Genomic DNA, 24902 nt, shown 5'->3' on the forward strand with positions numbered 1-24902 from the left:
CCGCACGCGCGGGACGATCGCCGTTACGACGGCTGAGGGGAGGGTTCGGGCAGCAGGGTGCGGCACTTCTTGAGCGCGGCGGCGACCTTCGGGTCGTTCTGGTCGAGATCGCGCCAGTTCTTGCCCTCGGCGACCTCGGCGCCGTTGTCCTTCATGCAGGTGCGGAACGGTTGCATGGCCGCGACGTCGGCGGCGCCGGGACCGCGTCCCTCGTCTCCGCCGGGTCCGCGTCCGCCCCAGCCGCGCCCGCCCTCGGGCATGAGCGACCGGCACGCCTCCATCGCCTTTTGCATTTCCGGGGACATGGAGCGGAAGCCGCCCGGCCCCCGGCTCGGACGCGGGCGTGACGCGTCGCCTTGGCCGCCCGCGCCCGCCTGGTCCGGCTGACCGTCCGCGGCGGCGGCCCCGGGGCCCGCGTCGTCGCCGGGCGCGCGGCTCGGACGGCCGCCGGGGCGTCCGCTGGGCATGGTGACGCCGTTCTCGCGGAGGCAGTTCAGGTACGCCGCGCGCTGGTCGCCGTCGGCGGCGGCGCCCGCGTCCGTCTTGTCTCCCCCGCAGCCCGCGACGGCCAGCAGGGATGCCACCGCCACGGCGGCGTACAAGAAGCGCACGGTGATCCACCCGGCCTTTCACCTCAGAAGTGACGCGAGCGGTCTCCGGTTTCGCGCCGCTCGCGTACGGCGATCCACTTCAGCGCAGAAAACTTGGAGCCGCATCGGGCGCCGCTGAGGATCGTCTGTAAACCGGTCCGACCGGAGGCGTGGGAGGACCCGGGCGCGGGCGGGATCCGGCGCGGGGGTAGCCGGGTGCGGGTGGGAACCGGACGCGGGAGGGATCCGCGCGCGTCTCAGCAGGCCGGGAGACGGACCTGAAAGACGGCTCCCCCGCCCGGCGGGGACTCGGCGGTGATGGTGCCGCCGTGCGCCTGCACGATGGCGGCCGCGATGGACAGGCCGAGCCCCGTGCCGCCCGTGTCGGCGCGGCTGCGCGCCGGATCCGCGCGGTAGAACCGCTCGAAGACGCGCTCCACGTGCTCCTCGCGCAGGCCCGGTCCCTCGTCGGCCACCTCGATCAGGACCGTCTCGCCGCCGCCGGAGCCGTCTCCGGGCAGCGTTCCCACCCCGACCCGGAAGGCCGTGCCGGGCGGGGTGTGGCGCAGCGCGTTGCCCACCAGGTTGCCGATCACCTGGCGGAGTCGGGGCTCGTCGCCCAGCGCCTTCACCGGGCCGTCGGAGCCGTCCAGCCGGACGAAGTCGATCTCCCGATCCGGGGCCAGCGTCTGCGCGTCCAGCGCGGCCCCCGCCGCCAGGCTGAGCACGTCCACGGCCCGCCGTTCCAGCGGGCGCTGCTGGTCCAGCCGGGCGAGCAGCAGCAGGTCGTCCACCAGGAGACCCATCCGGGCCGCCTCGTCCTCGATCCGGCGCAGCACCACGGCCGGGTCCTGGGAGCGCTCCTGCCGGTACAGCTCGGCGAACCCCCGGATCGACGTGAGCGGGGTGCGCAGTTCGTGCGACGCATCGGCCACGAACCGGCGCATCCGCTCCTCGGACCGCCGCGCGTCGTACGCGGACTGGCGCGCCGTCGCCTCCGACGCCTCGCGGTCGCGGAACGCCGACTCGATCTGGGACAGCATGCCGTTGATCGCCCGGCCCAGCCGTCCGATCTCCGTACGGCGGTGCCGCAGCGGGAGCCGCCGGGACAGGTCGCCACCCGCGATCGCCTGCGCGGTGCGCTCGATCTCACCGAGGGGGCGCAGGCTGCGCCGTACGAGCCAGTAGCAGGCCAGGCCGAGCGCGACGATCACCCCGAGGCCGACCCCGGCCACGATGACGACGAGTTGGGAGACGGTCCCCTCGATCTCGGCGAGGCTGACCGCGACGACTCGGGTGACGCCGCCCGGCTCGCCGATGGCGACCACGCGCCACTGCCCTCCGGAGCGCGAGACGGCGGTGAACAGCGTGCGGCGCATCCGCTCGGCGGCACCGGTCGTGAGGCGGGGCAGGACGGGCGGATCGACGTTCGGGGGCTCCTGCACGGTCCGTACGGCGTGGCCCTGCGCGTCCAGCAGAACGATGTAGTAGAAGCCCGGCTGCCGCTGGGGCCGCGTCCCGCCGGGGGTCGGCACCGCCCGGTCCTGATCTCCCTGCGGGACGGCCTTGGGCCGGGTGAAGGCCGTGAGCTGCCGGTCCACCCGGTCGATCAGATAGCCGCGCAGCAACTGCACGGCGAAGCCGCCGGTGAGCGCGATCGCGAGCGTCACCAGCAGCAGCGTGGCTCCGACCAGGCGGAGCCAGAGAGGAGTGCGGGCGAGCCGCCGCTTGATCTCAGCGACGGGGCGCACGGAGGACATAGCCCACGCCGCGAAGCGTGTGGATGAGCTTGGGATCCACCGTGTCGATCTTCCGCCGCAGATAGGAGACGTAGGACTCCACCACGTTGCGGTCGCCGCCGAAGTCGTAGTGCCACACGTGGTCGAGGATCTGGGCCTTCGACAGCACCCGGCCCTGATTGATCATGAAATAGTGCAGCAGCTTGAACTCGGTGGGCGAGAGCCGTACCTGCCGGCCGCCGCGCCAGACCTGGTGCGCCTCCTCATCCATCTCCAGGTCGGCGACCTTCAACCGGCTGGAATGGGGGCCCTCCCCGCGCGTACGGCGCAGCACCGCCCGGATCCGGGCGAGGACCTCCTCCAGGCTGAAGGGCTTGGTCACGTAGTCGTCGCCCAGGGACAGCCCGGCGACCTTGTCGCCCGTGGCGTCCCGCGCGGTCAGGAACACCACCGGGATCCGCCGTCCGGCGTCCCTGAGCCGGGCGCTGACCGCGAAGCCGTCCATGTCGGGCAGCATGACGTCCAGCACCATCAGGTCGGGCCGTACCCGCTCGGCGATCTGGACGGCCTCCTGGCCGTCGGATGCGGTCACCACCTCGAAGCCGGCGTATCTCAAGCTCACAGAGAGCAGTTCCCTGATGTTGGGCTCGTCGTCCACGACGAGCAGACGTGCCTCCGGTTTCATCTGATGTTCTCCTTTCGGGGGTCGGTCCGCGTCCCTGCCGCTGGGGCCGGCGGGGTGCGTAAGGGCCGGCTCTCGCTAGCGGTTCCTGGCGCTCTGGACGACCGAGGTGGCGTCCACCGCGCCTTCCTCGTTGGTGGGGCCGGTGACGACGACCTGGCCGCCGACCTTGAGATCGGCGAGCTTTCCGGCCTTGGTGACCTGCACCTTCGTGTCGTCGTCGGTCTTGACCGTGACGATGGTGCCGCCCGCGGTCTGGACGTAGACCTTGGCGCCGTCCACGAGCTTGACCGTGCCGACGGTCATGCCGCCGGACGATCCGGCCCTGCCGGGCTGGTCCTGGCCACCCTGCCCCCGCGGGTCCTGGCCGCCTTGCCCCTGCGGGCCCTGACCCCGCTGGGAGCCCTGGCCGCCCCCGGGGAAGCCGCCGGGCATGCCGCCGCCGAAGCCACGGCCCGTGCCGCCGCCGAAGCCCCCGGCGAGTCCGCGCGCGGCGCCGTTCCCCGCCATGGACGCGGCGCCGGACGGGGACGCCGTCCCCCACGCCTTCTGGGCCTGGATGCCGATGAGCACGCCCGCCATGAGCACCACGCCGGCGCCGAGCGCGAGGGTGACCTTCGACATCCCCCGCCTGGCCGGCCGCGCCTGCGGCTCCGTCTCGGGCTCGTCGCCGAACGGCGAGGTGTCCAGCAGCTCCGCCGCCGGCATCTCGGCCTCGGGCTCGTGCGCCCCGGCCTTCGCTCTGCTCATTTCATCTCCTGGTCTGGTGCTCGTCTCGGTCACCGCACGGGGTCACTCGAAGCGCAGTGCCTCGATCGGGCGCAGCTTCGCGGCGCGGTTGGCGGGATAGCTGCCGAAGAACAGGCCGATGGCGACCGAGACGCCAAGAGCCAGCACGATCGACTGCGGCACGATGACCGGCTGCACCCCGGCGATCGTGAACTGACTGCCCGCGACGGCCACACCGACCCCGAGCAGGCCGCCGACCAGGCTGAGCAGGGTCGCCTCGATGAGGAACTGGCCGAGGATCGCGCCCCGGGGAGCGCCGATCGCCTTGCGGATGCCGATCTCGCGGGTCCGTTCCGTGACGGTCACGAGCATGATGTTCGTGATGCCGATGCCGCCGACGAGCAGGCTGATCGCCGCCACCGCCGCGAGCAGCACGGTGAACGTCCCGGTCGCCTCGGTCACCGTCTCCTGCAGGCTGGCCTGGTTGAGAATCCGGTAGTCCGCGGTCGCGTTCCCCGTGACGTCGTGCCGCTGGTCGAGGATCGCGGTGATCTCCGCCTCGGCCACGTCCGTCGCCTCGGCGCTCGTGGCCTGCACGACGATGCTGCCCAGCGAGCCGTACCCGGTCAGGCTCTGCTGTACGGCGGGCAGCGGGGCGACGGCGATGTCGTCGGCGTCCTGGCCGCCGGTCGAACCGGACTCCTTGAGCACCCCGACGACCGTGAACGCGGCGCCCTGGATGTTGACCTTCTTGCCCACCGGATCGACCTGGCCGAACAGTTCGTCGGCGACCGTCTTCCCGATGACCACGACCTTGCGGACCGCCGTGACGTCCTGGTTCGTGAAGTACGCCCCCGAGGTCACCGGCTTGTTGGTCGCCTCGAAATAGCTCGGATATGTACCGACGACCTGGGAAATGCTGTGACTCGCCCCTTCGTACGTCGTCGTGGCGGACGAGGAGGTCACGACCGGCGAGACGCTCTTGACGGAGGGCGCGTCACCCGAGGCGGCGATGGCGCGGGCGTCCTCAAGGGTGAGGCCGCGCGCCTGCGTGCGCGGGCCGGCCGCGCCGCCGCCACCGCCACCGCCGCGACCTCCCGCCGGGCCGCCGAACCCGCCCGAGAACGACGCGGAGACGGTGAGCGTGTTCGCGCCCAGGCTCTGGATGCGCTGCTTGATCGAGTCCGACGAGCCCTGGCCGACCGCGACGAGCAGGATCACCGCCGCGACCCCGATGAGGATGCCGAGCATCGTCAGGACGCTGCGCATCTTGTTCGCGGTCAGGCCGCGTACGGCGAACCGGCTGATCTCCAGGACGTTCATCGCTCGCTCATCGCTCCCGTCGAGGATCGGTCGTCGATCAGCGGCGGCGGCCCGTCCACCGGCGCCTGCCTGCGGTCGTCGACGATCCGGCCGTCCATCAGCCGGACGACCCGCTTGGCGTGCGCGGCCACGTCGTCCTCATGGGTGATCACGACGATCGTCCTGCCGCCCAGGTTCAGCCGATCGAAGATCGCCAGGATGTCTTTCGTGGACGTGCTGTCCAGGGCGCCGGTCGGCTCGTCGGCCAGCAGCAGCGTCGGTGAGGTGACGAGCGCGCGGGCGACCGCGACGCGCTGCTGCTGGCCGCCGGACAGCTCGTTCGGCTGGTGTCCCACCCGGTCGGAAAGCCCGACCAGGCCCAGCGCGGCGAGCGCCCGTCTGCGCCGCTCGGCCGCCCGCACGCCGCCGTAGGCGAGCGGGAGCTCGACGTTCGCCAGCGCGCTCATCCGGGGGATCAGGTTGAACGACTGGAAGATGAACCCGATCCGCCGGTTGCGTACGCGAGCCAGCCTGACCTCGTCGAGCGCGCCCACGTCGGCGCCGCCGAGCAGGTACGTCCCGGTGGTCGGCACGTCCAGACAACCGATGATGTTCATCAGCGTGGACTTGCCGGAGCCGGACGCACCCATGATCGCCACGTAGTCACCGCGCTCGACGGTCAGCGAGACGCCGCGCAGAGCGCGTACGGTCGCCTCCCCCTCGCCGTAGACCTTCGTGACGTCGCGGATGAGAAGGACCGGGTCGGCCGTGGTCGCCGTCCCCTCGGCGGGTTCGCTCATCGGCTCGCCCGCCCACCGGTTCGCGGATCCGGCGGATCCGTACCGGTCTCCGTCCATCGGGCCGTTCATCGGGCTGCTCATCTGCCGGCACCCGATCCGCCGCCGCGCCCGGTCATGCCGCCGGGCATCCCACCGCCGCCGGGCATTCCGCCGCCGCCGGGGAAGCCTCCCTGCAGGCGGACCCCGCCTCCGGTGGATCCGCCGGTCCCGCCCGGCGTGACGGCCGGACGGACCACCTGGTCGCCCTCCTCGACGCCGGACTTGATCTCCGTGACGCCGTCGCCCGCGACGCCCACCTCCACGGGCTGGGCGGCCTGCCGCCCGTCCCGCAGCACGGTGACGCTCGTACGGCCTCCGGCGGTGGTGATCACCGAGGTCGGCACGGTCAGGACGTTCTCCGCCTTGCCGACCACCACCTGGATCGTGGCCGTCTGGCCCAGCCGTACGCCGTCGGGGATCTCGGTGAGGGTGACGGTCACCGGATACTGCACGACGTTGTTGCTCGTGGCGGCGACCGGGTTGATGATGCCGACCTTGCCCTGGGTGGTCACCCCCGCCAGGGCGTCGAAGGAGATCGTGGCCGCCTGGCCGACCTTCAGCTTGGTGACGTCGGACTCGGTGAAGTTTCCGACGATCTGCATCTTCGCGGTGTCGATCAGCTCGATCAGTCCGGAGCCCGACGAGTTCCCACCCGACGCGCCGCTCCCGCCGCCGCCCGATGACGCCCCGCCGCCGGAGGAGGCCCCACCGCCGCCTCCGGACGAGGATCCGGCGCTGTCCCCGACCACACCGTTGATCGTGGTGACCGTGGCGCTGAAGGGCGCCGTGAGGACGGTCTCCGCCAGGGCCCGCTTGGCGCTCTTGTAGGAGTTGAGCGCCTTCACGTACTGCGAATAGCTGGAGGCTGTCGCCTGGCTCTCGTTCTGCTCCTTGGCCACGCTGAGGCTCGCGGACGCGGCGGCGAGATCGTCGCGCTGCGAGGAGCCGTCCAGCCGCGCCAGCACCTGCCCCTTTTTGACCTTCTGGCCCTCTTTGACGCCGATCGAGGAGATGGTCCCGCTGGTGCGGAAGTTGAGGGACGCGCTCCGGGCGCTCTCCAGGGAGCCGGAGGCCGAGACCGAGTCGAGGACCGTTCCCCGCCCCACGGTCACGGTCGAGGCGCCGGACGCGCTCGCCGGGCCGGCGGGGCCCGCGAGGGAGAGGTAGGCGGCGACCGCGCCACCCGCCACCAGCACCCCGAGGGTGCCATTCACGATGAGCGCCCTGCGCCTGGTCGACAGCTTCACGGGCCTTCACCCTGCCGGTCCGGGCTTGGGCCAACTTCGGACGTGCCTGAAGCTTTGCTGACAACTCCGCTCGTACGCGCCTGACGTCCGGCGACACGGGCTCTACAGGACAAAATGGGAGATTCCGCTGCGCCGCCCGGAAGCTCCGCTCCTTACGAAGCCGCTCCGCCGGGCCGTCGCCGCAGTCCTCACTCCCGCCCGCTCCGCTCTCCCGTGGCGATTTGGGCGGATTTCGAGCTCAGGAAACGTCCGGCGACGAGGCCGTGCACAGAAAACTCTCAGGCGTGGCTGAGCCTGGTATGACCTGGCTCCACCACCATTTTGCGCATGACTGTTCGGCCCAAGGTCCTTCGCACAGGAGGTCTGGCTCTCGCCTGCGCCGTACTCGCCTGCGGCGGCGTCTACCTCCTCGGCGGCGGCGACGATGCCGCCCCCACCGCGAGGATCGAGTTGGTGGCCGCCAGACGCGGCGACGTCACCTCCGTCGTCTCCGCGAGCGGCAACACCGTGGACGCGCACAGCCGTGACCTGTCCTTCGGCGCATCCGGCGTGGTGCGGAAGGTGTACGTGAAGCCCGGCCAGAAGGTACGGACGGGACAGGCCCTCGCCCGGGTGGACGCGACCGAGGCCAAGGAGAGCTACCTCGCGGCCCGCGCCGCGCTGTCGGCCGCGTACGAGGCGCTCGACAACGCGGAGAAGGCGGAGAGCTCCTCCACGGACTCCACCACCTCCACGCCGAACCGGACGTTGCCCCAGCGGTCCACCACTCCCTCCACCGGCCCCACGCCCTCGGCCGCGGCCTCATGCCCGCCCGGGAAGAGCGCGTCGGCCTCGCCCCGGCCCTCCGCGGCCGCCCCCTCGGCCTCGGCGGCCGACCCGATCGTGGTGACCCCCGTTCCAGTGGTGACGACGGCGCCGGTGCCGATCTCGACGACCACCTCGCGTCCGACGCCCATCTCCACGACAACGTCGAAGCCGTCGCCGATCGCCACGACCACGATCACCTCCACGTCCGAGCCCGTACGCGACGCCGTACGGCGCTCCGCCGGGGGAGGCGGGTCGTCCGCGTCCCGAAGCGGGGACGGATCGGCCGGGGCAGCGACGTCCGAGGCCGAATCCGCCAAGACCGGCACGCCCGGGCGATCCGAAGCACGGCGGCCCGCACGGGGGACGCACCCGGAGCCGACGGCCTCGGGAGCCGAACCCACCCCCGAACCGTCCCAGGCGCCTCAGCCTGAGCCGACCCAGGCGCCCGAGCCCGTCCCCACGGTCACCGTCACCCAGACGGTCGTCGTCACCGAGCGGGTGACCGTCAGGGAAACGGTGACGATCACCCAGGGCATCATCGAGACCATCGTCAAGATGCTCACCGGCGGTGGGAACCCGGCCGGCGACACGTCGGGCGGCATCCTGGGCGGCGGCTCCGCGGCGGCGAGCGGCGACGGGAACGCGTCCGCGAAGCCGTCCGCGACGGCGGGCTCGGCCGCGGGCTGCGGGACCGGCACCGGGACGTCGCCCACCGGCACCGGGAAGCCCACCGCCGGTCGCGCCACCGCCTCGAACGGCTCCGGCGGCGACACACCCAACGGCGGGGGCTCGGCCAAGGGCGGCTCCGGAGGCGCGTCCTCGGGTGGCGTGGGTGGCGCGGGTGGCAGCGTCGGCGAGGGCCGCAACGGAGACGGTCCCTCCGGCGGCGCGACTGTGTCAGTGGAGCAGGCCGAGGCCGACGTCGCCACCGCCAAGCGCGAGCTGTCGGGCGCCAAGGAGGCGCTGGCCGGAGTGACCATCAAGGCGCCGTCCAGGGGAACGGTCATGAGCGTCGGCGGCAAGGCCGGAGACACGGCGAACGCGGGCGCCGCGTTCATCACCCTCGGCAACCTCGACGAGCTCCAGGTGAACGCGCTGTTCACCGAGTCCGACGTCGGCAAGCTCAAGGTCGGCCAGCGAGCCACGGTGACCATGGACACCCACCCCGGGCAGGAGTTCGCCGGGACCATCACCCACATCGACATCACCGCGACGACGGCCAACCAGCTCGTCCGGTACGGCGTACGCGTCGCTCTGTCCAGCGGGCCGAAGAACCTGCTCGCCGGCCAGACGGCGTACGTTTCGGTGACGACCGGCGCGGCCGAGAACGCGGTCTACGTCCCCGCACGTGCGGTGGAGACGGGATCGGGCGGGACGGCGACGGTGACCGTACGGGTCGGCGGCGAGGACGTCCGCCGCCAGGTGCGTACCGGTGTCGAAGGAGACCAGTACGTCCAGATCGTCGAGGGTCTCGGCGAGGGCGACGAGGTGGTCGTACCGGACGGCACGGCGGGAGCGGGCACCTTCCCCGACGGAAGCTTCCCCGGCCTGTCCCCCACATCGCCCCCCTCCCCCTGACCGCCAGGCCTTGACCAAGCCTCCTGGTGATCTCCCCGCTTGGCCGTCGTCCACCCGGCACGACGGCCAAGCACCTCTGCCCGACCGAGTCGGCCGCACCTGCGAACCGCGACCACGATCGATCTCATGACCGCCGCCGAGGGGCCCTTCCCCCCAGGCGAGTCAACAGGTGATTCCATCGGCGGCCCACGGGGCCGGAAAAGTATGGTGCGAGCATGAGCGACAACCGCGTCGCGGATCGGCGAGCGCTCGCGCTGCTGAGGGAGCGCGCGACTCAGGCCGACGTCGAACGGGCGGCCCGCACGATGCGCCATTGCCAGCTCGCGGAGCACGGCTTCCCTGCGCCGTCGGGTGATTTCACACCGACACCGAGAATCACGCGACGCGCGAGGCGAACGTAAGAGCAGAGAAGGTCAGCGATGAGCGAGTTCGTGAGATGGTCCGACACCAAGGCCAAGATCCGCGAGATCGATCCTGACTGGGACTCTCCTGAGCGAGTCGCCGGACGCGAGCAACTCCGCGCGGAGGGGACTACTCGGTGCGGGTCGCCTGAGAAGCGGGCGAGGTCTCCTCGGCCGGGTCCGGTTCCTCCTCCCGGGCGTCCTCGGGGGTGAGGACCTCGGGGGTGAGCGGGAGCACGACGCGGAAGGCCGCACCCGCGCCGGGCGCCGTCTCCACGGTCACGCCGCCGCCGTGCGCGCGGACGATCGCCGAGACGATGGACAGCCCGAGGCCGCTCCCCCCGGCCGCCCGCATGGCCGCGTCGTCCTTGCGCGCCCGGGACAGGTCGGCCCGGTAGAAGCGCTCGAAGACACGTTCCGCCTGCTCTGCCGTCATGCCGGGGCCCTTGTCCGCGACCTCGACGACGGCCCGCTCGCCGGCCGCCCCGGCGCGTACGGTCACCGGCGTGCCCGGGGGCGTGTGGGTCATGGCGTTGGTCATCAGGTTGCCGACGACCTGGCGCAGCCGTACCTCGTCACCTTCGACGATCAGGGCGATGTCGGACTCGACCAGGAGGGAGATGTCCCGGTCCGGCGCCAGGATCCGCGCGTCGTAGACGGCGTCGGCGGCGATGGCGAGCAGGTCCACCGGGTGCTCCTGGAGCGGACGCTGCTGGTCCAGGCGGGCGAGCAGCAGCAGGTCGTCCACGAGCAGGCCCATCCGGGCGGCCTCGTCCTCGATCCGCCGCATCAGGCGGCCGGCGTCGTTGCCCGGCACCCTCCGGTGGAACTCGGCGAACCCGCGGATGGAGGTGAGCGGCGTGCGCAACTCGTGCGAGGCGTCCGCGACGAATCGGCGCATCCGCTCCTCCGACTCGCGCGCGGCGGCCTCCGACGACGCCTTGGCCTGGAAGGCCGCCTCGATCTGGGACAGCATCCCGTTCAGTGAACGGGACAGCCGTCCCACCTCGGTACGCGGATGACGGTCGGGGACGCGGCTGCTGAGGTCGCCGCCCGCGATGGCCTCGGCCGTCCGTTCGATCTCGGTCAGCGGACGCAGGCTGCGCCGTACGGTCACTATGCCGACCACGGCGAGCACGGCCATGACGAGAAGGCTGCCGAGCAGCACGATGAGCGCGAGCCGGGTGGTGATCTGCTGGACGGACGCCAGGTCGATCGCGACGAGCGCACTGCCGGATTCGGGCTCCTTCACGACGCGCACCCGCCATGTGCCGTTCCCCGACCGGGCGGGGACGGTCTGCGGCACGTCCATGTCCCGGACGGGCGAACGCGGCCCGGGCATGTCCTCGACGGACATCCCGGCCTGGGTGGCGATCAGGACGCCCTCGTGGTCGTAGACGGCGATCCAGCCGTCCGGGGGCGTGCGCAGCCGCACGAGCTCCACCGGCTTGCGCTTCATCTGCCTGGCGACGTCGTGCACGACCATGTCGAGCTGCGCGTCCACCCGGTCCACGAGGTAGCCGCTGAGGATCGAGACACTGCCGACACCGATGACGGCGAGGGCCGCGGCGACCAGCGCCAACATCGCGGCGATCAGCTTGATCCGCAGCGGCGTACGGTCCGACCACCCCCCCACGGTCACACGGTGCCGGACGGCGGGGTTCGCATCACGTATCCGACACCCCTGAGGGTGTGGATGAGCCTGGGGTGAGTGTTGTCCACCTTGCGGCGGAGCACCGACACGTACGACTCGACGATGCCGGCGTCACCGCGGAAGTCGTAGTCCCACACGTGGTCGAGGATCTGCGCCTTGGACAGCACCCGGCCCGCGTTCGCCATGAAGTAGCGCAGCAGCTTGAACTCCGTCGGGGACAGCGGGATCGCGCTGCCGCCGCGCCACACCTCGTGGGACTCCTCGTCCAGCTCGATGTCCGCGAAGCTGAGCCGGGGCGGAGGCGCCATCGGGTCGCCCGCCGTACGGCGCAGCACGGCCCGGATGCGGGCGATGACCTCTTCGAGGCTAAACGGCTTGGTCACGTAGTCGTCGCCGCCGAGCGTGAGCCCGCGGATCTTGTCCTCGGTCGCGTCCCGAGCGGTCAGGAAGACGACAGGCGTGTGCGTCCCGCCGCCTCGCAGGCGGCGGACGATGTCGAACCCGTCCATGTCGGGCAACATCACGTCGAGGACGATCAGGTCGGGCCGGTGGCGCTGGGCTGCCGTGACCGCCTCGCCTCCGTTGGAGGCGGTAGTGACCTCGAATCCCGCGAACCGCAGGCTGGCCGCCAGCAGTTCCAGGATGTTGGGCTCGTCTTCAACGATCAGCAACCGGGCTTCTGGGAATTCGCTCACCATGACATGTTGACCGAATTTCCTTAAGGCAACGTGAAGATGACGTTCAGGGCATCAAGCACTTTAGGTGCATCATCCTAAAGGCGCCGTTAAGACGACATGCCGGGCGATGGCGAGGCTCGCCGTGGCGGCGGGCGACGGCGCGTTCCTGACCAGCACGATCCTGCCGTGGACGTCGATCGCGAAGTCGTCGAGCAGCCGCCCGTCCCGGCCGGCCGCCTGGGCCCGTACGCCTCCCTCCGCGGGTTCCAAATCCGCGGGCCCCAACATGGGGACGTACCGCCGCGCGGCGGTCAGGAACGCGTCCGGGGCCACCGAGCCGTACACCTCGCGCAGACCGGTGCGCCAGTTCCGCCCGGCCAGCCGCCAGGTGCCCGGCCAGCCGAGGATCTCGCGCAGATCACCCGGCGACAGATCCCGCCACCGGTAGCCCTCGAACGCGAGGGCCATGACCGCGTTGGGGCCGACCAGGACCTCGCCGTCGATCCGCCTGGTCAGGTGGACGCCGAGGAACGGATAGCGGGGATCGGGCACCGGATAGATCAGCCCGCGCACCAGGCCGCGCGCCGCGCCCCGCAGCCGCCGGTACTCGCCCCGGAACGGCACGATCCGCACGTCTCCCGGAGCCCCGGCGAGCGCGGCGACCCGGTCCGTGCCCAGCCCCGCGCACGACACCACCGCGTCGAACCTCAACCGGGAGCGCCCCGCGACCACCACCACGCCGCTCGCGATCTCGGACAGCGCCCTGACCGGATGCGACAGCCGTACGGCGCCTCCCATGGCGACCACATCCTCGGCGAGACGGCGGGCGACGGCGGCGAAGTCGGTGATCGCGGTGGTGGGCGAGTGCACCGCCCCCGCGCCCACCGCGAACGGCTCCACCTCGCGCAGCCCGAGCGCGTCCAGCTCGACGATGCCCGGAACGCCGTTCTCCCGCGCCCGCTCGGCGATCCGGCGCAGCCCGGGCAGCTCGGTCCGGGTCGAGGCGACGACCAGCTTGCCCACCTCGTCGTACGGCAGGCGGTGCTCGGCGCAGTATTCGCGCAGCATGGCGACGCCGTCCCGGCACAGCCGTGCCTTGAGCGATCCCGGGGCGTAGTAGATGCCGGCGTGGACGACCCCGCTGTTGTGCCCGGTCTGGTGTGCCGCGACCCGGCTCTCCTTGTCGAGCACGGTCACCTCGGCGCCGGAGGAGGCGAGCTCACGCGCGACCGCCAGCCCGAGGATGCCTGCGCCGATCACCCCGACCTTCATGATCGTCCGGCTTTCGTCCCCAGAACGCGCATCATCGCAAGTTAGCGCAGGCGACACCCCGAGGGACAGCCCTCGTGATCGAACTCATGTTCGTTATGCTGGTCGGCGTGTATCTGCCCACCGGATGGCCGTCGGAGGTGCGCCCGCCGGACACGCCCGACTGGGAGGAGTCGGCGGCGGCGTGGCTGCTCGACGCCGTCCCGCCCGACTACCGCGCGTACGGCGTGCTCAGGCGGCACCCGCTGGCGCTCGCCCGGATGGCCCGCCACCACGTCCAGGCGGAGATCGAGGCGGCCAGGACCGGCTATCGCGGCGCCGCCGTCGAGCTGAAGGGCCACCTGCCGCCGCACGCCGTCGAGGCCGTGCTCGACGCCTACCGCCGCGAGGGCGCCCGCCTGGTACGGCTGGCCCGGTCGGTCGAGCTGGTCGAGCACGCGCTGCGCGGCGAGCCGTTCGTCGCCAAGATGTGAGCCCGATCAGCGGGCGGTGCGGTAGGCGATCACGGCGATGATGCCGATCGCCCCGACGGCCGTCCCCACCCAGAGCGCAACCATCGAGAACGGGATCCCGCCACCCTCGTCCTTATCCGGCCCGCCTCCCGACGCGGTGACCGATCCCTTGTCACCGGCCCCGGCCGTACCGGCGGGGGCGTCCACCGCCTCGGCGGGCGTCGCCGACGCGGACGACGCGACCGCGCCCGCCGGGAGCGGCACGCGGTAGACCGGACTCTTCACCCCCTCCGAGCCGGTCAGCAGCGCCGTGCCGTCCCGCGTGTACGCGATGGACTCGGCCTGCTTGAGCGGCGGCATTGTAAGCCGGGCGATGAGATCGCCCGGCGCGCGATAGAGCGAGGCGGAGAAATACGTACGGATGACGAAGCTCGACCCGTCCGGCGCGTACGCGGCGTCGGTCGCCATGATCGGCGCCGGTCCGACCCGCTTGAGCAGGTTCACCCGGTCGGTACGCAGCACCTTGGGCGCGATGAAGACGGAGCCGGAGAACTCCTTGCTCACGATGTACAGCCGGCCCGTCTTGGGATGGATCATCATCCCTTCGGCGTTCCTGGCGCCGCCCTCGTAGCGGAAGCGGTAACGGGTGGCCTGGAGCGTCGCCGACCGCATGGTCGTGGGCTCGGCCACCTTGTAGACGGAGACGTCCGGCCAGGCGCCGTCGAAGTTGTCACCGATGTCGGCGAACCAGAGGATTCCCTTGCCGGTCGCCGGGTCCACGGAGGCGGCCATGGCCTCCCAGTCCCGCGCCGTCACGCCGGCCAGCCGGAACGTGGCCCGGGTCTTCCCGTCCATCCCGACGGCGAAGAACCGCGCGCTGTCGCCGCTGTCGTTGTGGGTGTAGACGATGCCGTCATGGGTGGGCGAGACGGCGAGCCCGCTGGACTCTTCGATGCGCGGGTCCTTGAAGGTGAACAGCAGCCGCCCCTCGTCCCCCGCCGCCGGACGGCCGGCCGCCGCCCCCGCCGCAGCCGGAGGAGCCGCTGCCGTAGGGGAGGCGGAACGCGCGGCGGCGGGCAGCGCTCCGACGGACAGCGCGAGCACCGGGAGGAGGGCGAGCACCGGCGCCACCGGCCGGATCAGCCACCTGCCGGCCGTGCCGTCCGCGCGCTTTGTCCTCCGCATCGGCGATCTGCCCGTCCCGCTCCGCATGCGCCAATCATTCCCGACCGAACCCGCGCCGGCGCCGTCGGCGCGGACGCCGAGAGGCTATGTCGATCATTCGTTGGACATCCTCATGGTTCCGCCGCGAGCCGAGCGAGTCGAGCCGGACGTACTCGACTGGAGTCCACTCCAGGTTCTTAGGGTGGAGGGCATGGATTACGGACAGCTTGGCCGCACAGGTCTCCAAGTCAGCAGGCTCTGTCTCGGCACGATGAACTTCGGCCCCGTGACCTCGGAGGACGACTCCTTCGCCATCATGGACCGCGCCCACGAGTTGGGGATCAACTTCTTCGACACCGCCAACGTGTACGGGTGGAAGAAGGGCGAGGGCATCACCGAGAACATCATCGGACGCTGGTTCGCCAAGGGCGGCGGCCGCCGCGAGCGCACCGTCATCGCCACCAAGCTCTACGGCGACATGGGCGACTGGCCCAACGACGGCCGTCTGTCGGCGCTCAACATCCGCCGCGCCTGCGACGCGTCGCTGAAGCGCATGCAGACCGACTACATCGATCTCTACCAGGCCCACCACGTCGACCGGAACACCCCGTTCGAGGAGTTCTGGGAGGCCATGGACATCCTGAAGCAGCAGGGCAAGATCCTGTACGTCGGCTCGTCCAACTTCGCCGGGTGGCACATCGCCAAGGCACAGGAGTCGGCCCGCCGCCGGAACTCGCTGGGCCTGGTCTCCGAGCAGTCCCACTACAACCTGATCGTCCGGGCCGCCGAGCTGGAGGTCATCCCGGCGTGTGAGGACTACGGGCTCGGCCTGATCCCGTGGAGCCCGCTCGCGGGCGGCCTGCTCGGAGGCATCCTCCGCAAGATCGACAAGGGGCGCTCCGCCTCCGAGACGATCGTCCGGGAGCTGGAGAAGCACCGCGACAAGATCGAGCGTTACGAGGCGTTCTGCGACGAGCTCGGCGAGGACCCGGCGAACGTCGGCCTGGCCTGGCTGCTCCACCAGAAGGCCGTCACCGCCCCGATCATCGGGCCGCGCACCCTGGAGCAGCTCGACGGGACGGTCAAGGCCCTGGAGATCAAGCTCGACGAGAAGGCGCTCACCCGCATCGACGAGATCTTCCCCGGCTTCAAGACGTCTCCGGAGGAGTACGCCTGGTAGCTAGCGGAGCAACGCTCCGATCACCACGATGAGCACGAGTAGCGCAAGCACCGTGGGCAGCAGCCAGCGACGAGGACGATCCACGCATTGGAGCCTAATCGCGTCCGCCGAGTGGGTAGACCGCGACCTGCTCATAGCGAACATGGGATCCCAGATGGCTGCGCACCAGATGGACAACGTCCGCGTCCCATTCGCGCCCCCGGAACGCGCTCATCGCGGACACGAGCGGCCGCAGGTCGTCGCCGTGCCGTGATCGCGCCAGGGTCAGGTGGGGGTGGAACGGCTTCCGGTCCACCTCCGCCGCCCCGGCACGCCGGGCCCCGGCGGCGAGCGACGCCGCCAGCCGCACCATCGGCTCGGCGAACGCCCCCGAGCGCCCGCGCGGGCCTTCCCGTGCTTCCGCGCCCGGCGAGCTGTCATGCCTCTCGGCGCTCGGGGAAACCTCCGTCTCTTCGTGATCCGAAGGGACGGTGTTGAGCCCCACCCAGAAGGTCCGCGCCCTGCTGAGCGAGGGGAACGCGCCGGCCGAGCCGAACCACACCCTCATGGGCTGATGGCGCGCGGCCGCGCGGGCCAGCCGTACGTCCAGCTCGGGCAGTACGGCGTCGGGCACCTCACCGAGGAACGCGAGCGTGACGTGCCACAGGGTGTCGTCCACCCAGCGCAGGCCCGGCCATTCCCCCCGCCTCGGGCCCACCTCGGCGGCGATCTCGGCCAGCACTCCGGCAGGCGGTGACAGCGCCACGAACAACCTGCTCACCCATCGATTCTCGCGCACCCTCGCGCGTGAGGGCCCCGGAGGGCCCGGCGGGCGAAGCGCCCGCCGACGGCCCCCGGTGGCTCCCGGCTCAGGTCACGTGGCCCGGCGCAGCCGCCAGCGGGTGGGCGCGCCCGCGGGCGTCCGCTCCGCGGCGGCCGTCTCCTTCGCGGGCGTCTCGCCCGGCGCACCGTCCAGGGCCTTCTCCGGCCGCATCCGGGCGGCCACGATCCTGGTCACCAGTACGGCGAGGCCGACGCCGACCAGGCTGAGGACGCCCGCCGCGACCACCGACACCCGCGGACCGGCCGCCTCGGCCAGCCAGCCGACCAGCGGCGAGCCGATGGGGGCGCCGCCGGTGAAGACCAGGACGTAGATCCCCATGACGCGTCCGCGCATCTCGGGCGACGCGCCCATCTGGACGGTGGCGTTGGCGGTGGTGTTCACGGTCACCACGGCCATCCCGGCGGGGATCAGGAACGCCAGGAACGCCGGGTAGCCCGGCGCGAGGCCCGCGATGGCCTGGAACACGCCGAAGCAGATCGCACCGATGATCAAGAAGCGCCGGCTCGGCCTGACCCGCTTGGCGGCGAGCAGCGCCCCTCCGAGCGCGCCGATGGCGAACGCGCTGGACGCGACACCGAACGAGGACGCGCCCGCGCCGAACACCTCGGTGGCCATGAGGGCGATGCTGGTCGAGAAGCTCTGGGTGAATATCGCCATCGACCCCACGAGCAGGATCGGCAGCAGCAGATCGGGACTCCGCGCGACGTACCGCAGCCCCTCGCGGAGCTGGCCCTTGGCCCGGGGCACGGGCTCGGGGGTGCGCAGCTCCGACTTGCGCATCAGCGCGAGCCCGGCGATCACCGCCGCGAACGACACGGCGTTCAGCAGGAAGATCGGTCCGGTGCCCATCCAGGAGATGAGCACGCCGGCCAGCGCCGGGCCGAAAACCCGGGCGAGGTTGAACGTCGAGCTGTTCAGCGCGATCGCGTTCGACAGATCCTCGCGGCCGACCATCTCGACGACGAACGACTGCCGCGTGGGCACCTCGACGCACGCGATGACACCGAGGACGAACGCCATCACGTAGACGTGCCAGACCTGGGCGGATCCGGTGAGGGTGAGGATCCCCATGGTGAGGGCGAGCGCGCCCATGAGCGACTGGGCCACGATGAGCACCGGGCGCTTCGGGTAGCGGTCGGCGAGCATCCCGCCCCACAGCCCGAACAGGAGCACCGGCAGGAACTGCAGCGCCACCGTCACGCCGAGCGCCACGCCGCTGTTCCCGCTCAGCTGCAGCACCAGCAAGTCCTGGGCGGTCCGCTGCATCCAGGTGCCGACGTTGGAGACGATGCCCCCGGCCGCGAACAGCCGGTAGTTGTAGTTGCGCAGGGACCGGAACATCCCGCCGCTGTGCGGCGTCCGGCCCGCGTCCGCTTCGCCGACGGCGGTGCTCCGGCTCGACTCGCCGGCCGCCGTCAGGTCTTGGAGAGTTTCTCCAGGATCGGCGCTGCCGCTCTCAGCGTCGCCTTCTCCTCGGCCGTCAGCCCCTTCAGCTGCCGGGCCAGCCATGCCTCCTTGGTCCGCCGCTCCTCCTTGAGGAGCGTCGCTCCGGCCGCCGTCACGCTCACGGTGACCTGTCGCCGGTCCGTGGGATGCGGGCTGCGCGCAAGCAGGCCGCGCTCCTCCAGTTTTGCGATGACGCGAGTCATCGAGGGCGGTTGCACCTTCTCGTGCTCCGCCAGCTCGCCGGGCGTCATCGCGGCGTGCCGTTCGACGGCGGCCAGCGTCGCGAGCTGGGTGGGGGTCAAGGAATGCTGGGCGGCCTGCTTGCGCAGCCGCCGATTCAGCCGCGCCAGCGAGACGCGCAGGGCGGACGCCAGGCCGGCGTCGGTTCGTAGATTCGCGATCGACTCTGTCTTGGGTTGGTTCGTTAGCATGACTCATTACCTTTGCTAACTATACCGGCTTTGCCGGTATTCCACGGTTCGGATCTTCGTCAAAGAAACGCAAAACGCGACCCTCGCGGAAGGCCCGCGGGGGTCGCGCGTGCGTACGGCGCCAGCGTACGACGAGGTGAGGCAGGATCAGAGACCGAGGACGGACTTGATCGGCTCCACGGTGAAGTACACGAGGAACAGCGCGGCGACGACCCAGAGCAGCGGGTGGATCTGCCGCGCGTGGCCCTTCAGCGCCTTGATGAACACGTACGTGATGAACCCGGCGCCGATGCCCGCCGTGATCGAGTACGTGAACGGGATCAGCACGATCGTCAGGAACGCCGGGATCGCGATCTCGTAGTCGCTGAAGTCGATCTCCCGGATCTGCGTCATCATCAGGAAGCCGACGATGACCAGTGCCGGGGTCGCGGCCTCGGACGGCACAACCTGGGTCAGCGGGGCGAAGAACATCGCGAGAAGGAACAGGAAGCCGGTGACCACGCTGGCCAGACCGGTCCTGGCGCCCTCACCGACGCCCGCGGCGGACTCGACGTAGGTGGTGTTCGAGGAGACGCTGGCCGCGCCGCCGGCGGCCGCGGCGAGGGAGTCGACCAGCAGGATCGAGCGGCTCCGCTCCATGGTGCCGTCAGGGGCGACCAGTCCCGCCTGGCGGCCGACGCCGACGACGGTGCCCATGGTGTCGAAGAAGTCGGCCAGCAGAAGGGTGAAGACGAGCAGGATCGCCGCGACACCGCCGATCTTCGAGAAGCTCCCGAAGAGGTTGAACTGGCCGAGCAGCGACAGGTCCGGCAGCTCCAGAAGGGTCGACGGCAGCTTGGGCACGATCAGCGCCCAGCCGTCCGGGTTGACCGGCTGTCCCGGCGCCATCTGCGGACCGATGTTGCCGATCGCCTCGACGACGACCGCCAGGATCGTGGTGCCGACGATGCCCATGAGGATGGCGCCCTTGAACTTGCGGGCGATGAGGAACGCGGTCACGATCAGGCCGACGACGAAGACCAGCGTGGGCCAACCGGTGAGCGACCCGTTGCCGAGCGCGCCCAGCTTCACGGGGACGGTGGTGCCCGAGGCGTCGGGGATGCGCCGCACGAAGCCCGCGTCGACGAACCCGATCAGCGCGATGAACAAGCCGATTCCGACGCTGATCGCCGTTTTCAACTGCGCCGGGATGGCGTTGAAGACGGCGACCCGGAATCCGGTGAGCACCAGGATCGCGATCACGATTCCCTCGAGGACCACGAGACCCATCGCGTCCGCCCAGGTCATGTGGGTGGCGATGCCGAAGGCCACGAACGCGTTCAGGCCGAGCCCGGTCGCCATGGCCAGCGGCACCCGGCCGAAGATGCCCATCGCGATCGTCAGGATGCCGGCCGCGAAGGCGGTCGCCGCCGCGATCATCGGCAGATTCGTGTGCGGGAGGGTGCCACCCCCGAGCACCTGCTCGGTCTTGTCGGCGACCGTGCCGATGATGATGGGGTTGAGCACGACGATGTACGCCATCGTGAAGAAGGTGGCGAAACCGCCGCGCACCTCCTGGCCGATGGTCGAGCCACGCTCGGATATGAAGAAGAAACGATCAAGCAAGCCGGTGGCCCGAGGATTCATGCTGTTACTCACGCGCGAAGAGTGGCAGGTGGTGTCACCTGCGAAAAGAGTCTGGTGATCAGTGTGACGGTTCCGTGACCGATTTGTGCATATTTTACGGCCTAGGGCGAGATGCCCTGTTCTCGGAACTGTACAGCGACCAACGATCTCCCCTTCGCGGCAGCCCCCTTGGCGCAGGCGCTACCGCTACCGCAGCTCGTGCGCGAGGAGCCCCATCATGAGGTAGTCGTAGCGCTTGCCGCCGCGGCGGAACGCCTCCCGCCGCCTGCCCTCCACGACGAAGCCGACCCTCTCGTACAGGCGCACCGCCGCGGCATTCTCCGCGACCACCCAGAGCATCACCCGGTTCAGCCCGATCTCCTCGAAGGCGTACCGGCAGATCACCCGCAGGGCGTCGGTCGCGTACCCGGCTCCCCAGTGGTCGCGCTCCCCGAGGGCGAAGCTCTCCAGGGTGATCTCGCCGCTCACGAAGTGGGTGTCGCCGAGAGCGGCGTACCCGATGAGCTTCCGCTCGTCCAGGGTCTCGATGGCCAGGAGCATCTGCTCGAAGGTGTTACGCGGCCGCTCCTCGCCCCGCTTCATGTTCTGCGCGAGCGAGATCGGAGGCGCGGTCTCCATCCATCGCCCGACCTCGGGGTCGTGGTACCAGCGCCACATCGGCTCGCTGTCCGCCGGCTCCAGGGCCCTCAGGTGTACGCGCTCTCCGGTCAGCATGGGTGATCTCCTCATGGTCGGCTGGGACAGGCTTACCGAGAGCCGCGATTCTCGCGCAACGGATTTACCGCCCCTCACGGGTCACCGGGGCCGGCCGGCCGTCCGGCGTCGGCATCCGGACCGCTCCGCTGTTCCGGCGATTTGCGGGGGCTTTAAGCTTGGGTCCCGTGAGCCAGCAGCCCCGGCCGGACCTCCAGCCGATCAGGACGAACGACACCGCGACCATCCTCATCGGTACGGCGCTGTGGCTGGTCGCGCTGGTCGTGCTGCTCATCGTGCGGCCGGAGGAGACCCGGTGGCTGTGGACCTGCGCGGCGGGGTTCGGCCTCGGCCTCTTCGGCCTCGCCTACATCCGCCGCCGCGACCGCCGCGACCGCCCCTGAGCGGTCCGGGCCCTCCGGAGTCCCCGGGCTCGGAGATCAGCCCCCGGTTCTCAGGAGTCCAGGTCCGCCTCGGCGAGCAGCAGCGGGACCCGCCCCGGGTCGCGCAGGAGCGCGGCGACCGCGAGCCGATCGCCCCACTGCCCGGACGCCCACGCCAGCCCGCGGGCCAGCCCCTCGACGCCGGACGCGTGGACCTTCCCCTCGTAGAAGCGCCACGGCACCGGCCTGCCGTCCACCAGCAGCTCGCCGTGCTCGACGTACGTCGACGGGGCCGTCGGCAGCAGCGAGCGCACCTCCGGGGGCACCGGGCGCTCCTCGCCGGACGACGTGACCGCGCCGCTCACCAGCTCGCCCGCCAGCGGCAGGTCGAGCAGCTCCGACAGCGCCTCGGCCAGGTCGAACGGCGCGAGCACCAGCGGCCGGTCCGCCACCAGAGCGAGCAGGTCGGGCGCCTCGACCACCACCGGCTCCCCGGCGTTCTCGGTCCCGCTGTCGCCCGTGCCGTCGATGACGCGGCCGTCCTCGACGTCCGCGACCACGATCTCCCCCTCCAGCACGGCACGCACCGCCGACGGCGGGCGCACCCGGGACGGGTCGACGGCCGCGAGGGCGATCCACAGGGCGCGGAGCTGCGCGCGGTCCACCTCGATCGACGGGTCGGCCATCAGGTCGAGCAGCTCGTCCGGGCCTCCGTGCGACGCCAGCAGCTCGGCCAGGGACGAGCGAACGCCGATCATGGTCAGCGCGACCTCGTCCACCCCGGCGGGCGCGTCGCCGTACAGGCCGAACAGCAGCGGGTCACCGCCGGGCAGCCGCAGGGACGTCGGCCGCCTGCCGTCCAGCACGGGGTGGGTGCTCAGCCACCACGAGGTGTACGACGGCACCTCGACGACCTCACCCGACACCAGCACGCGCAGCGGCTGCAGGGCGGTGCGCAGCGGCGGCCGGGACAGGAGGGCGAGCGCCGACGGCCACTCCGCGACGTACTCGAGGTCGCGGACGGCGGTGAACTCGCGGGCCACGGGCGGCACGTCGAGCTCGGGCAGCAGGTCGAGGACCGTCTCCAGCCACTCGTCCTCGCGGTCGAGATCGTGGTCGCACTCCTCGGGGTCGAGCAGCACGTCGGCGTCGTTGACCACGGCGAACCCGTCCAGGACGCCGGTGGCCGCGAGGACGTGCGAGCCGTACCGCTCGACCAGGTCGGGCGCGGCGACGCCGAACGGCACGTCCTGGTCGATCAGCGTGGCCAGCGCGCCGTCGGCCAGCAGCAGGTCGCCCGCGGGGTACAGCTCGCCGTCCGCGCCGCGCAGCGCCAGGCCGGCCAGCCACGGGGCCTCCCCCGCCGCCAGCCCGGCCGCCTCGACCAGCGCCAGCACGGCCTGCGCCACCGGCTCGGGATCGGCGCTGTCCGCCGACTCGGTCACCGCCGCGTGCGTGAGCGGGTCCTCCAGGACGGTACGCGGCGTCGCCTCGGCCGCCCCCAGCCGCAGCAGCAGCGGGTGCGCCGCGTCCGGATGCACGACGCGCAGGCCGAGCGGCGCCAGGACGGCCGGGTCGAGCGGGCCCGCCCCGGCGGCCGAACCGTCGGTCAGGACCAGCGTGCCGCGCGGCCCGCGCACCAGCCGGCCGTCCGCGAGCGGCACGGGGACCGCGCCGATCGCCTCCGGGTCGTCCGCGGGCAGCACCTCGTACAGCGACCGCCACCACGCGGGTTCCCGGTCCTTCACGGCGTCGCCGGAGAGCATGTCGATCACGTCGGCCAGCTCCACCCGCCGTACGTCGAGGGCCGCCAGGGCGGGGTGGCGGGCCGGCCAGCCGGCGGGCAGCAGCCCGGGGACCATCTCGGCGATCGCGTCCAGGAACTCCGCCGGACCGGCCACGACCCTGGCCTCGCGTCCGGCCACCAGCCACCCGGAACGTCCGTCCGGCAGCTCCGTCCGGGGCACGGGGGCGGCTGCGCCCGTCCGGCCGTCCCGCGGCTCCTCGTCCGGCGCGGAGACGGCCGGCAGCAGGGGAACGTCCGGCAGGCGCCGCAGGATGGCGCGGCGGATCCGGGCGTCCAGCTCGCCCTTGCCGATGAGCCCCGGCACCAGGTCGAGCAGCCGCGGCGTGCGCGGCAGCGACGCCATCAGCTCGACGTACGCGTCGGCCGCCCGCTCGACCAGGAAGTCCGTGAGGGGGCCGGAGGCGACGTGCCGCCGGTCGGTGGCCATCGGCAGCGTGGCGATCAGCAGCGCGGGCAGGTCGAGCGGCTCGTCGCTCGGCGTCGGCGCGTGGACGACGGGCGGCACGTCCTCCGGCAGCGGGCGCGGCTCGCCGGACGCCGCCACCGGCACCGCCCAGCGGACCTGCCAGTACGGCCGGGACCGCTCCTCGGTCGGCCGGTCGGCGAACAGCTCGGCCACCTGCGCCGCGTCGAAGGAGCCGGAGGCGGTGACGGAGTGCCACCCGTCGGCGGAGATCACCCGGGTCTCGCCGTCCAGCTCGATCTCGATCACGGCGAGCGCCTGCATGGCCAGCGGCAGCGCCGGGCCCGCCTCACGCAGCATGCGCCGGACGGCCCGCTCTGCCGCCTTGTCCCGGAGCGGGAGCCGTACCAGCGTGTCGAAACCGTCCGGCACGTCGGCCGGCTCGGCGGGGAAGGGCAGCCGGAGCAGCGGGACGTGGCCCTCGCGCCCGGCCAGCTCGGCGGCCAGCTCGGACCGCGCGGCGACCAGGGCGGCCGTCTCGTCACGGGACCAGCGGACGCCGCCGGCCTCCCGCGAGACGATCGACGGCGCGTCGCAGACCGACACGACGGCGGCGAACCCGACGCCGAACCGGCCCACGGCGCCGGTCTCGTCCTTCTTGCCGGACACCCGCAGCGTGGACAGCCCCTCCACGCCCTCGGCGTCCAGCGGGGCTCCCGTGTTGGCGGCGAAGAGGACGCCGTCGCGCAGGGTCAGCCGCAGGTGGCCGGGCGCTCCGGCGCGCAGCGCGGCGTCCGCCGCGTTCTGCGCCAGCTCGACGACCAGCCGGTCGCGGTAGCCGCCGAGCGCGAAATCCTCCTCCGCGTTGGCGTCCTCGCGGAACCGGGCGGGAGAGGCCGTCCACGCCGCGAGAACGGTGTCGCGCATCCGCGCGGTGCCGAAGGAGTCGTTCATCTCGTGAGCCCCCAGGTCCAGATCTC

The 24902-nt window shown here is 71.8% G+C and carries 22 protein-coding genes; 5 read left to right on the forward strand and 17 right to left on the reverse strand.

All coding sequences use genetic code 11. The annotated features are described in order from the left end of the window. Positions 1-23: 23 nt before the first annotated feature. The 7 genes from ACQP1V_RS40875 to ACQP1V_RS40905 all read right to left on the reverse strand — a co-directional run bounded on the left by ACQP1V_RS40875 (position 24) and on the right by ACQP1V_RS40905 (position 7128). Positions 24-611 carry a hypothetical protein gene (locus tag ACQP1V_RS40875; RefSeq protein ID WP_433416753.1) on the reverse strand — a complete coding sequence of 196 codons (588 nt, stop codon included), beginning with the start codon at positions 609-611 and terminating at the stop codon, positions 24-26. 236 nt (positions 612-847) lie between these two features. Next, the gene (locus ACQP1V_RS40880) at positions 848-2341 is read right to left on the reverse strand and encodes an ATP-binding protein (protein WP_433416756.1); all 1494 of its coding nucleotides are present in this window, start codon (positions 2339-2341) and stop codon (positions 848-850) included. Continuing rightward, positions 2325-3014 carry a response regulator transcription factor gene (locus tag ACQP1V_RS40885; RefSeq protein WP_387409019.1) on the reverse strand — a complete coding sequence of 230 codons (690 nt, stop codon included), beginning with the start codon at positions 3012-3014 and terminating at the stop codon, positions 2325-2327. The genes ACQP1V_RS40880 and ACQP1V_RS40885 overlap by 17 nt, the downstream gene beginning before the upstream one ends. 75 nt (positions 3015-3089) lie before the next feature. Then, positions 3090-3761 carry a hypothetical protein gene (locus ACQP1V_RS40890; RefSeq protein WP_433416759.1) on the reverse strand — a complete coding sequence of 224 codons (672 nt, stop codon included), beginning with the start codon at positions 3759-3761 and terminating at the stop codon, positions 3090-3092. A 42-nt stretch (positions 3762-3803) separates the two neighbouring features. Further along, on the reverse strand, positions 3804-5063 hold the full coding sequence (locus ACQP1V_RS40895) for an ABC transporter permease (protein WP_433416762.1): 1260 nt from the start codon (positions 5061-5063) through the stop codon (positions 3804-3806). Then, entirely contained in the window at positions 5060-5842 is a 783-nt protein-coding gene (locus tag ACQP1V_RS40900) for an ABC transporter ATP-binding protein (protein WP_387409333.1), read from the reverse strand. Before ACQP1V_RS40900 ends, ACQP1V_RS40895 begins: the two co-directional genes overlap by 4 nt. A 77-nt stretch (positions 5843-5919) precedes the next feature. Beyond that, positions 5920-7128, reverse strand: a complete 1209-nt coding sequence (locus ACQP1V_RS40905; RefSeq protein WP_433416765.1) for an efflux RND transporter periplasmic adaptor subunit — start codon at positions 7126-7128, stop codon at positions 5920-5922. Between the two features lie 327 nt (positions 7129-7455). Here ACQP1V_RS40905 and ACQP1V_RS40910 point away from each other — a divergent pair, with 327 nt between their 5' ends. Continuing rightward, the gene (locus ACQP1V_RS40910) at positions 7456-9513 is read left to right on the forward strand and encodes an efflux RND transporter periplasmic adaptor subunit (RefSeq protein ID WP_433416767.1); all 2058 of its coding nucleotides are present in this window, start codon (positions 7456-7458) and stop codon (positions 9511-9513) included. 215 nt (positions 9514-9728) lie between these two features. Next, positions 9729-9914 (forward strand): hypothetical protein, encoded by a 186-nt coding sequence (locus ACQP1V_RS40915; protein ID WP_433416770.1) that lies wholly within the window; start codon positions 9729-9731, stop codon positions 9912-9914. Between the two features lie 130 nt (positions 9915-10044). On the opposite strand, the gene ACQP1V_RS40920 is transcribed toward ACQP1V_RS40915, so the two are convergent. From ACQP1V_RS40920 to lhgO, 3 genes are all read right to left on the reverse strand, one after another. Then, complete coding sequence (locus ACQP1V_RS40920) at positions 10045-11550, reverse strand: sensor histidine kinase (protein ID WP_433416773.1); 1506 nt, start codon at positions 11548-11550, stop codon at positions 10045-10047. Positions 11551-11552: 2 nt separating this feature from the next. Continuing rightward, a complete protein-coding gene (locus tag ACQP1V_RS40925; protein ID WP_433416776.1) occupies positions 11553-12266 on the reverse strand; it encodes a response regulator transcription factor in 714 nt (237 codons plus the stop codon). Positions 12267-12335: 69 nt separating this feature from the next. Beyond that, entirely contained in the window at positions 12336-13517 is a 1182-nt protein-coding gene (lhgO, locus tag ACQP1V_RS40930) for an L-2-hydroxyglutarate oxidase (RefSeq protein WP_433416779.1), read from the reverse strand. Between the two features lie 74 nt (positions 13518-13591). Between lhgO and ACQP1V_RS40935 the strand changes: the two genes are divergently transcribed. Beyond that, positions 13592-13987 (forward strand): hypothetical protein, encoded by a 396-nt coding sequence (locus tag ACQP1V_RS40935; protein ID WP_433416782.1) that lies wholly within the window; start codon positions 13592-13594, stop codon positions 13985-13987. Positions 13988-13993: 6 nt separating this feature from the next. Here the strand turns inward: ACQP1V_RS40935 and ACQP1V_RS40940 are convergent, their stop codons facing one another. Then, positions 13994-15151, reverse strand: coding sequence for a hypothetical protein (locus ACQP1V_RS40940; protein ID WP_433416785.1), 1158 nt, complete (start codon positions 15149-15151; stop codon positions 13994-13996). 190 nt (positions 15152-15341) lie between these two features. Between ACQP1V_RS40940 and ACQP1V_RS40945 the strand changes: the two genes are divergently transcribed. After that, a complete protein-coding gene (locus tag ACQP1V_RS40945; protein WP_433416787.1) occupies positions 15342-16310 on the forward strand; it encodes an aldo/keto reductase in 969 nt (322 codons plus the stop codon). 94 nt (positions 16311-16404) lie between these two features. On the opposite strand, the gene ACQP1V_RS40950 is transcribed toward ACQP1V_RS40945, so the two are convergent. The 5 genes from ACQP1V_RS40950 to ACQP1V_RS40970 all read right to left on the reverse strand — a co-directional run bounded on the left by ACQP1V_RS40950 (position 16405) and on the right by ACQP1V_RS40970 (position 21350). Further along, on the reverse strand, positions 16405-17070 hold the full coding sequence (locus tag ACQP1V_RS40950) for a 2'-5' RNA ligase family protein (RefSeq protein ID WP_433416790.1): 666 nt from the start codon (positions 17068-17070) through the stop codon (positions 16405-16407). A gap of 93 nt (positions 17071-17163) precedes the next feature. Then, the gene (locus tag ACQP1V_RS40955) at positions 17164-18474 is read right to left on the reverse strand and encodes an MFS transporter (protein ID WP_433416794.1); all 1311 of its coding nucleotides are present in this window, start codon (positions 18472-18474) and stop codon (positions 17164-17166) included. Between the two features lie 74 nt (positions 18475-18548). Next, positions 18549-19010 carry a MarR family winged helix-turn-helix transcriptional regulator gene (locus ACQP1V_RS40960; RefSeq protein ID WP_067139902.1) on the reverse strand — a complete coding sequence of 154 codons (462 nt, stop codon included), beginning with the start codon at positions 19008-19010 and terminating at the stop codon, positions 18549-18551. Between the two features lie 147 nt (positions 19011-19157). Further along, complete coding sequence (locus tag ACQP1V_RS40965) at positions 19158-20636, reverse strand: NCS2 family permease (protein WP_433426116.1); 1479 nt, start codon at positions 20634-20636, stop codon at positions 19158-19160. Positions 20637-20822: 186 nt separating this feature from the next. Continuing rightward, positions 20823-21350 carry a GNAT family N-acetyltransferase gene (locus tag ACQP1V_RS40970; protein WP_432868630.1) on the reverse strand — a complete coding sequence of 176 codons (528 nt, stop codon included), beginning with the start codon at positions 21348-21350 and terminating at the stop codon, positions 20823-20825. A 167-nt stretch (positions 21351-21517) separates the two neighbouring features. On the opposite strand from ACQP1V_RS40970, the gene ACQP1V_RS40975 reads away from it, so the two are divergent. Next, positions 21518-21733: a DUF2530 domain-containing protein gene (locus tag ACQP1V_RS40975; protein ID WP_433416797.1), complete on the forward strand. Its 216-nt coding sequence runs from the start codon at positions 21518-21520 to the stop codon at positions 21731-21733. A 50-nt stretch (positions 21734-21783) separates the two neighbouring features. Here the strand turns inward: ACQP1V_RS40975 and ACQP1V_RS40980 are convergent, their stop codons facing one another. Continuing rightward, positions 21784-24876 carry a sacsin N-terminal ATP-binding-like domain-containing protein gene (locus ACQP1V_RS40980; RefSeq protein WP_433416799.1) on the reverse strand — a complete coding sequence of 1031 codons (3093 nt, stop codon included), beginning with the start codon at positions 24874-24876 and terminating at the stop codon, positions 21784-21786. Between the last annotated feature and the right edge of the window lie 26 nt (positions 24877-24902).

Origin of the sequence: Microtetraspora malaysiensis (genome assembly GCF_050947145.1) — a bacterium.
GTDB lineage: Bacteria > Actinomycetota > Actinomycetes > Streptosporangiales > Streptosporangiaceae > Microtetraspora_A > Microtetraspora_A malaysiensis.

Excerpts from the sequence above, each read along its gene's own strand:
- ACQP1V_RS40895 (WP_433416762.1), bottom strand. The coding sequence starts at position 5,063 with ATGAACGTCCTGGAGATCAGCCGGTTCGCCGTACGCGGCCTGACCGCG.
- ACQP1V_RS40945 (WP_433416787.1), top strand. The coding sequence starts at position 15,342 with ATGGATTACGGACAGCTTGGCCGCACAGGTCTCCAAGTCAGCAGGCTC.
- ACQP1V_RS40980 (WP_433416799.1), bottom strand. The coding sequence starts at position 24,876 with ATGAACGACTCCTTCGGCACCGCGCGGATGCGCGACACCGTTCTCGCG.
- ACQP1V_RS40955 (WP_433416794.1), bottom strand. The coding sequence starts at position 18,474 with ATGTTCCGGTCCCTGCGCAACTACAACTACCGGCTGTTCGCGGCCGGG.
- ACQP1V_RS40965 (WP_433426116.1), bottom strand. The coding sequence starts at position 20,636 with ATGAATCCTCGGGCCACCGGCTTGCTTGATCGTTTCTTCTTCATATCC.
- ACQP1V_RS40890 (WP_433416759.1), bottom strand. The coding sequence starts at position 3,761 with ATGAGCAGAGCGAAGGCCGGGGCGCACGAGCCCGAGGCCGAGATGCCG.
- ACQP1V_RS40925 (WP_433416776.1), bottom strand. The coding sequence starts at position 12,266 with ATGGTGAGCGAATTCCCAGAAGCCCGGTTGCTGATCGTTGAAGACGAG.
- ACQP1V_RS40885 (WP_387409019.1), bottom strand. The coding sequence starts at position 3,014 with ATGAAACCGGAGGCACGTCTGCTCGTCGTGGACGACGAGCCCAACATC.
- ACQP1V_RS40900 (WP_387409333.1), bottom strand. The coding sequence starts at position 5,842 with ATGAGCGAACCCGCCGAGGGGACGGCGACCACGGCCGACCCGGTCCTT.
- ACQP1V_RS40960 (WP_067139902.1), bottom strand. The coding sequence starts at position 19,010 with ATGCTAACGAACCAACCCAAGACAGAGTCGATCGCGAATCTACGAACC.
- lhgO (WP_433416779.1), bottom strand. The coding sequence starts at position 13,517 with ATGAAGGTCGGGGTGATCGGCGCAGGCATCCTCGGGCTGGCGGTCGCG.
- ACQP1V_RS40915 (WP_433416770.1), top strand. The coding sequence starts at position 9,729 with ATGAGCGACAACCGCGTCGCGGATCGGCGAGCGCTCGCGCTGCTGAGG.
- ACQP1V_RS40940 (WP_433416785.1), bottom strand. The coding sequence starts at position 15,151 with ATGCGGAGGACAAAGCGCGCGGACGGCACGGCCGGCAGGTGGCTGATC.
- ACQP1V_RS40910 (WP_433416767.1), top strand. The coding sequence starts at position 7,456 with ATGACTGTTCGGCCCAAGGTCCTTCGCACAGGAGGTCTGGCTCTCGCC.
- ACQP1V_RS40970 (WP_432868630.1), bottom strand. The coding sequence starts at position 21,350 with ATGCTGACCGGAGAGCGCGTACACCTGAGGGCCCTGGAGCCGGCGGAC.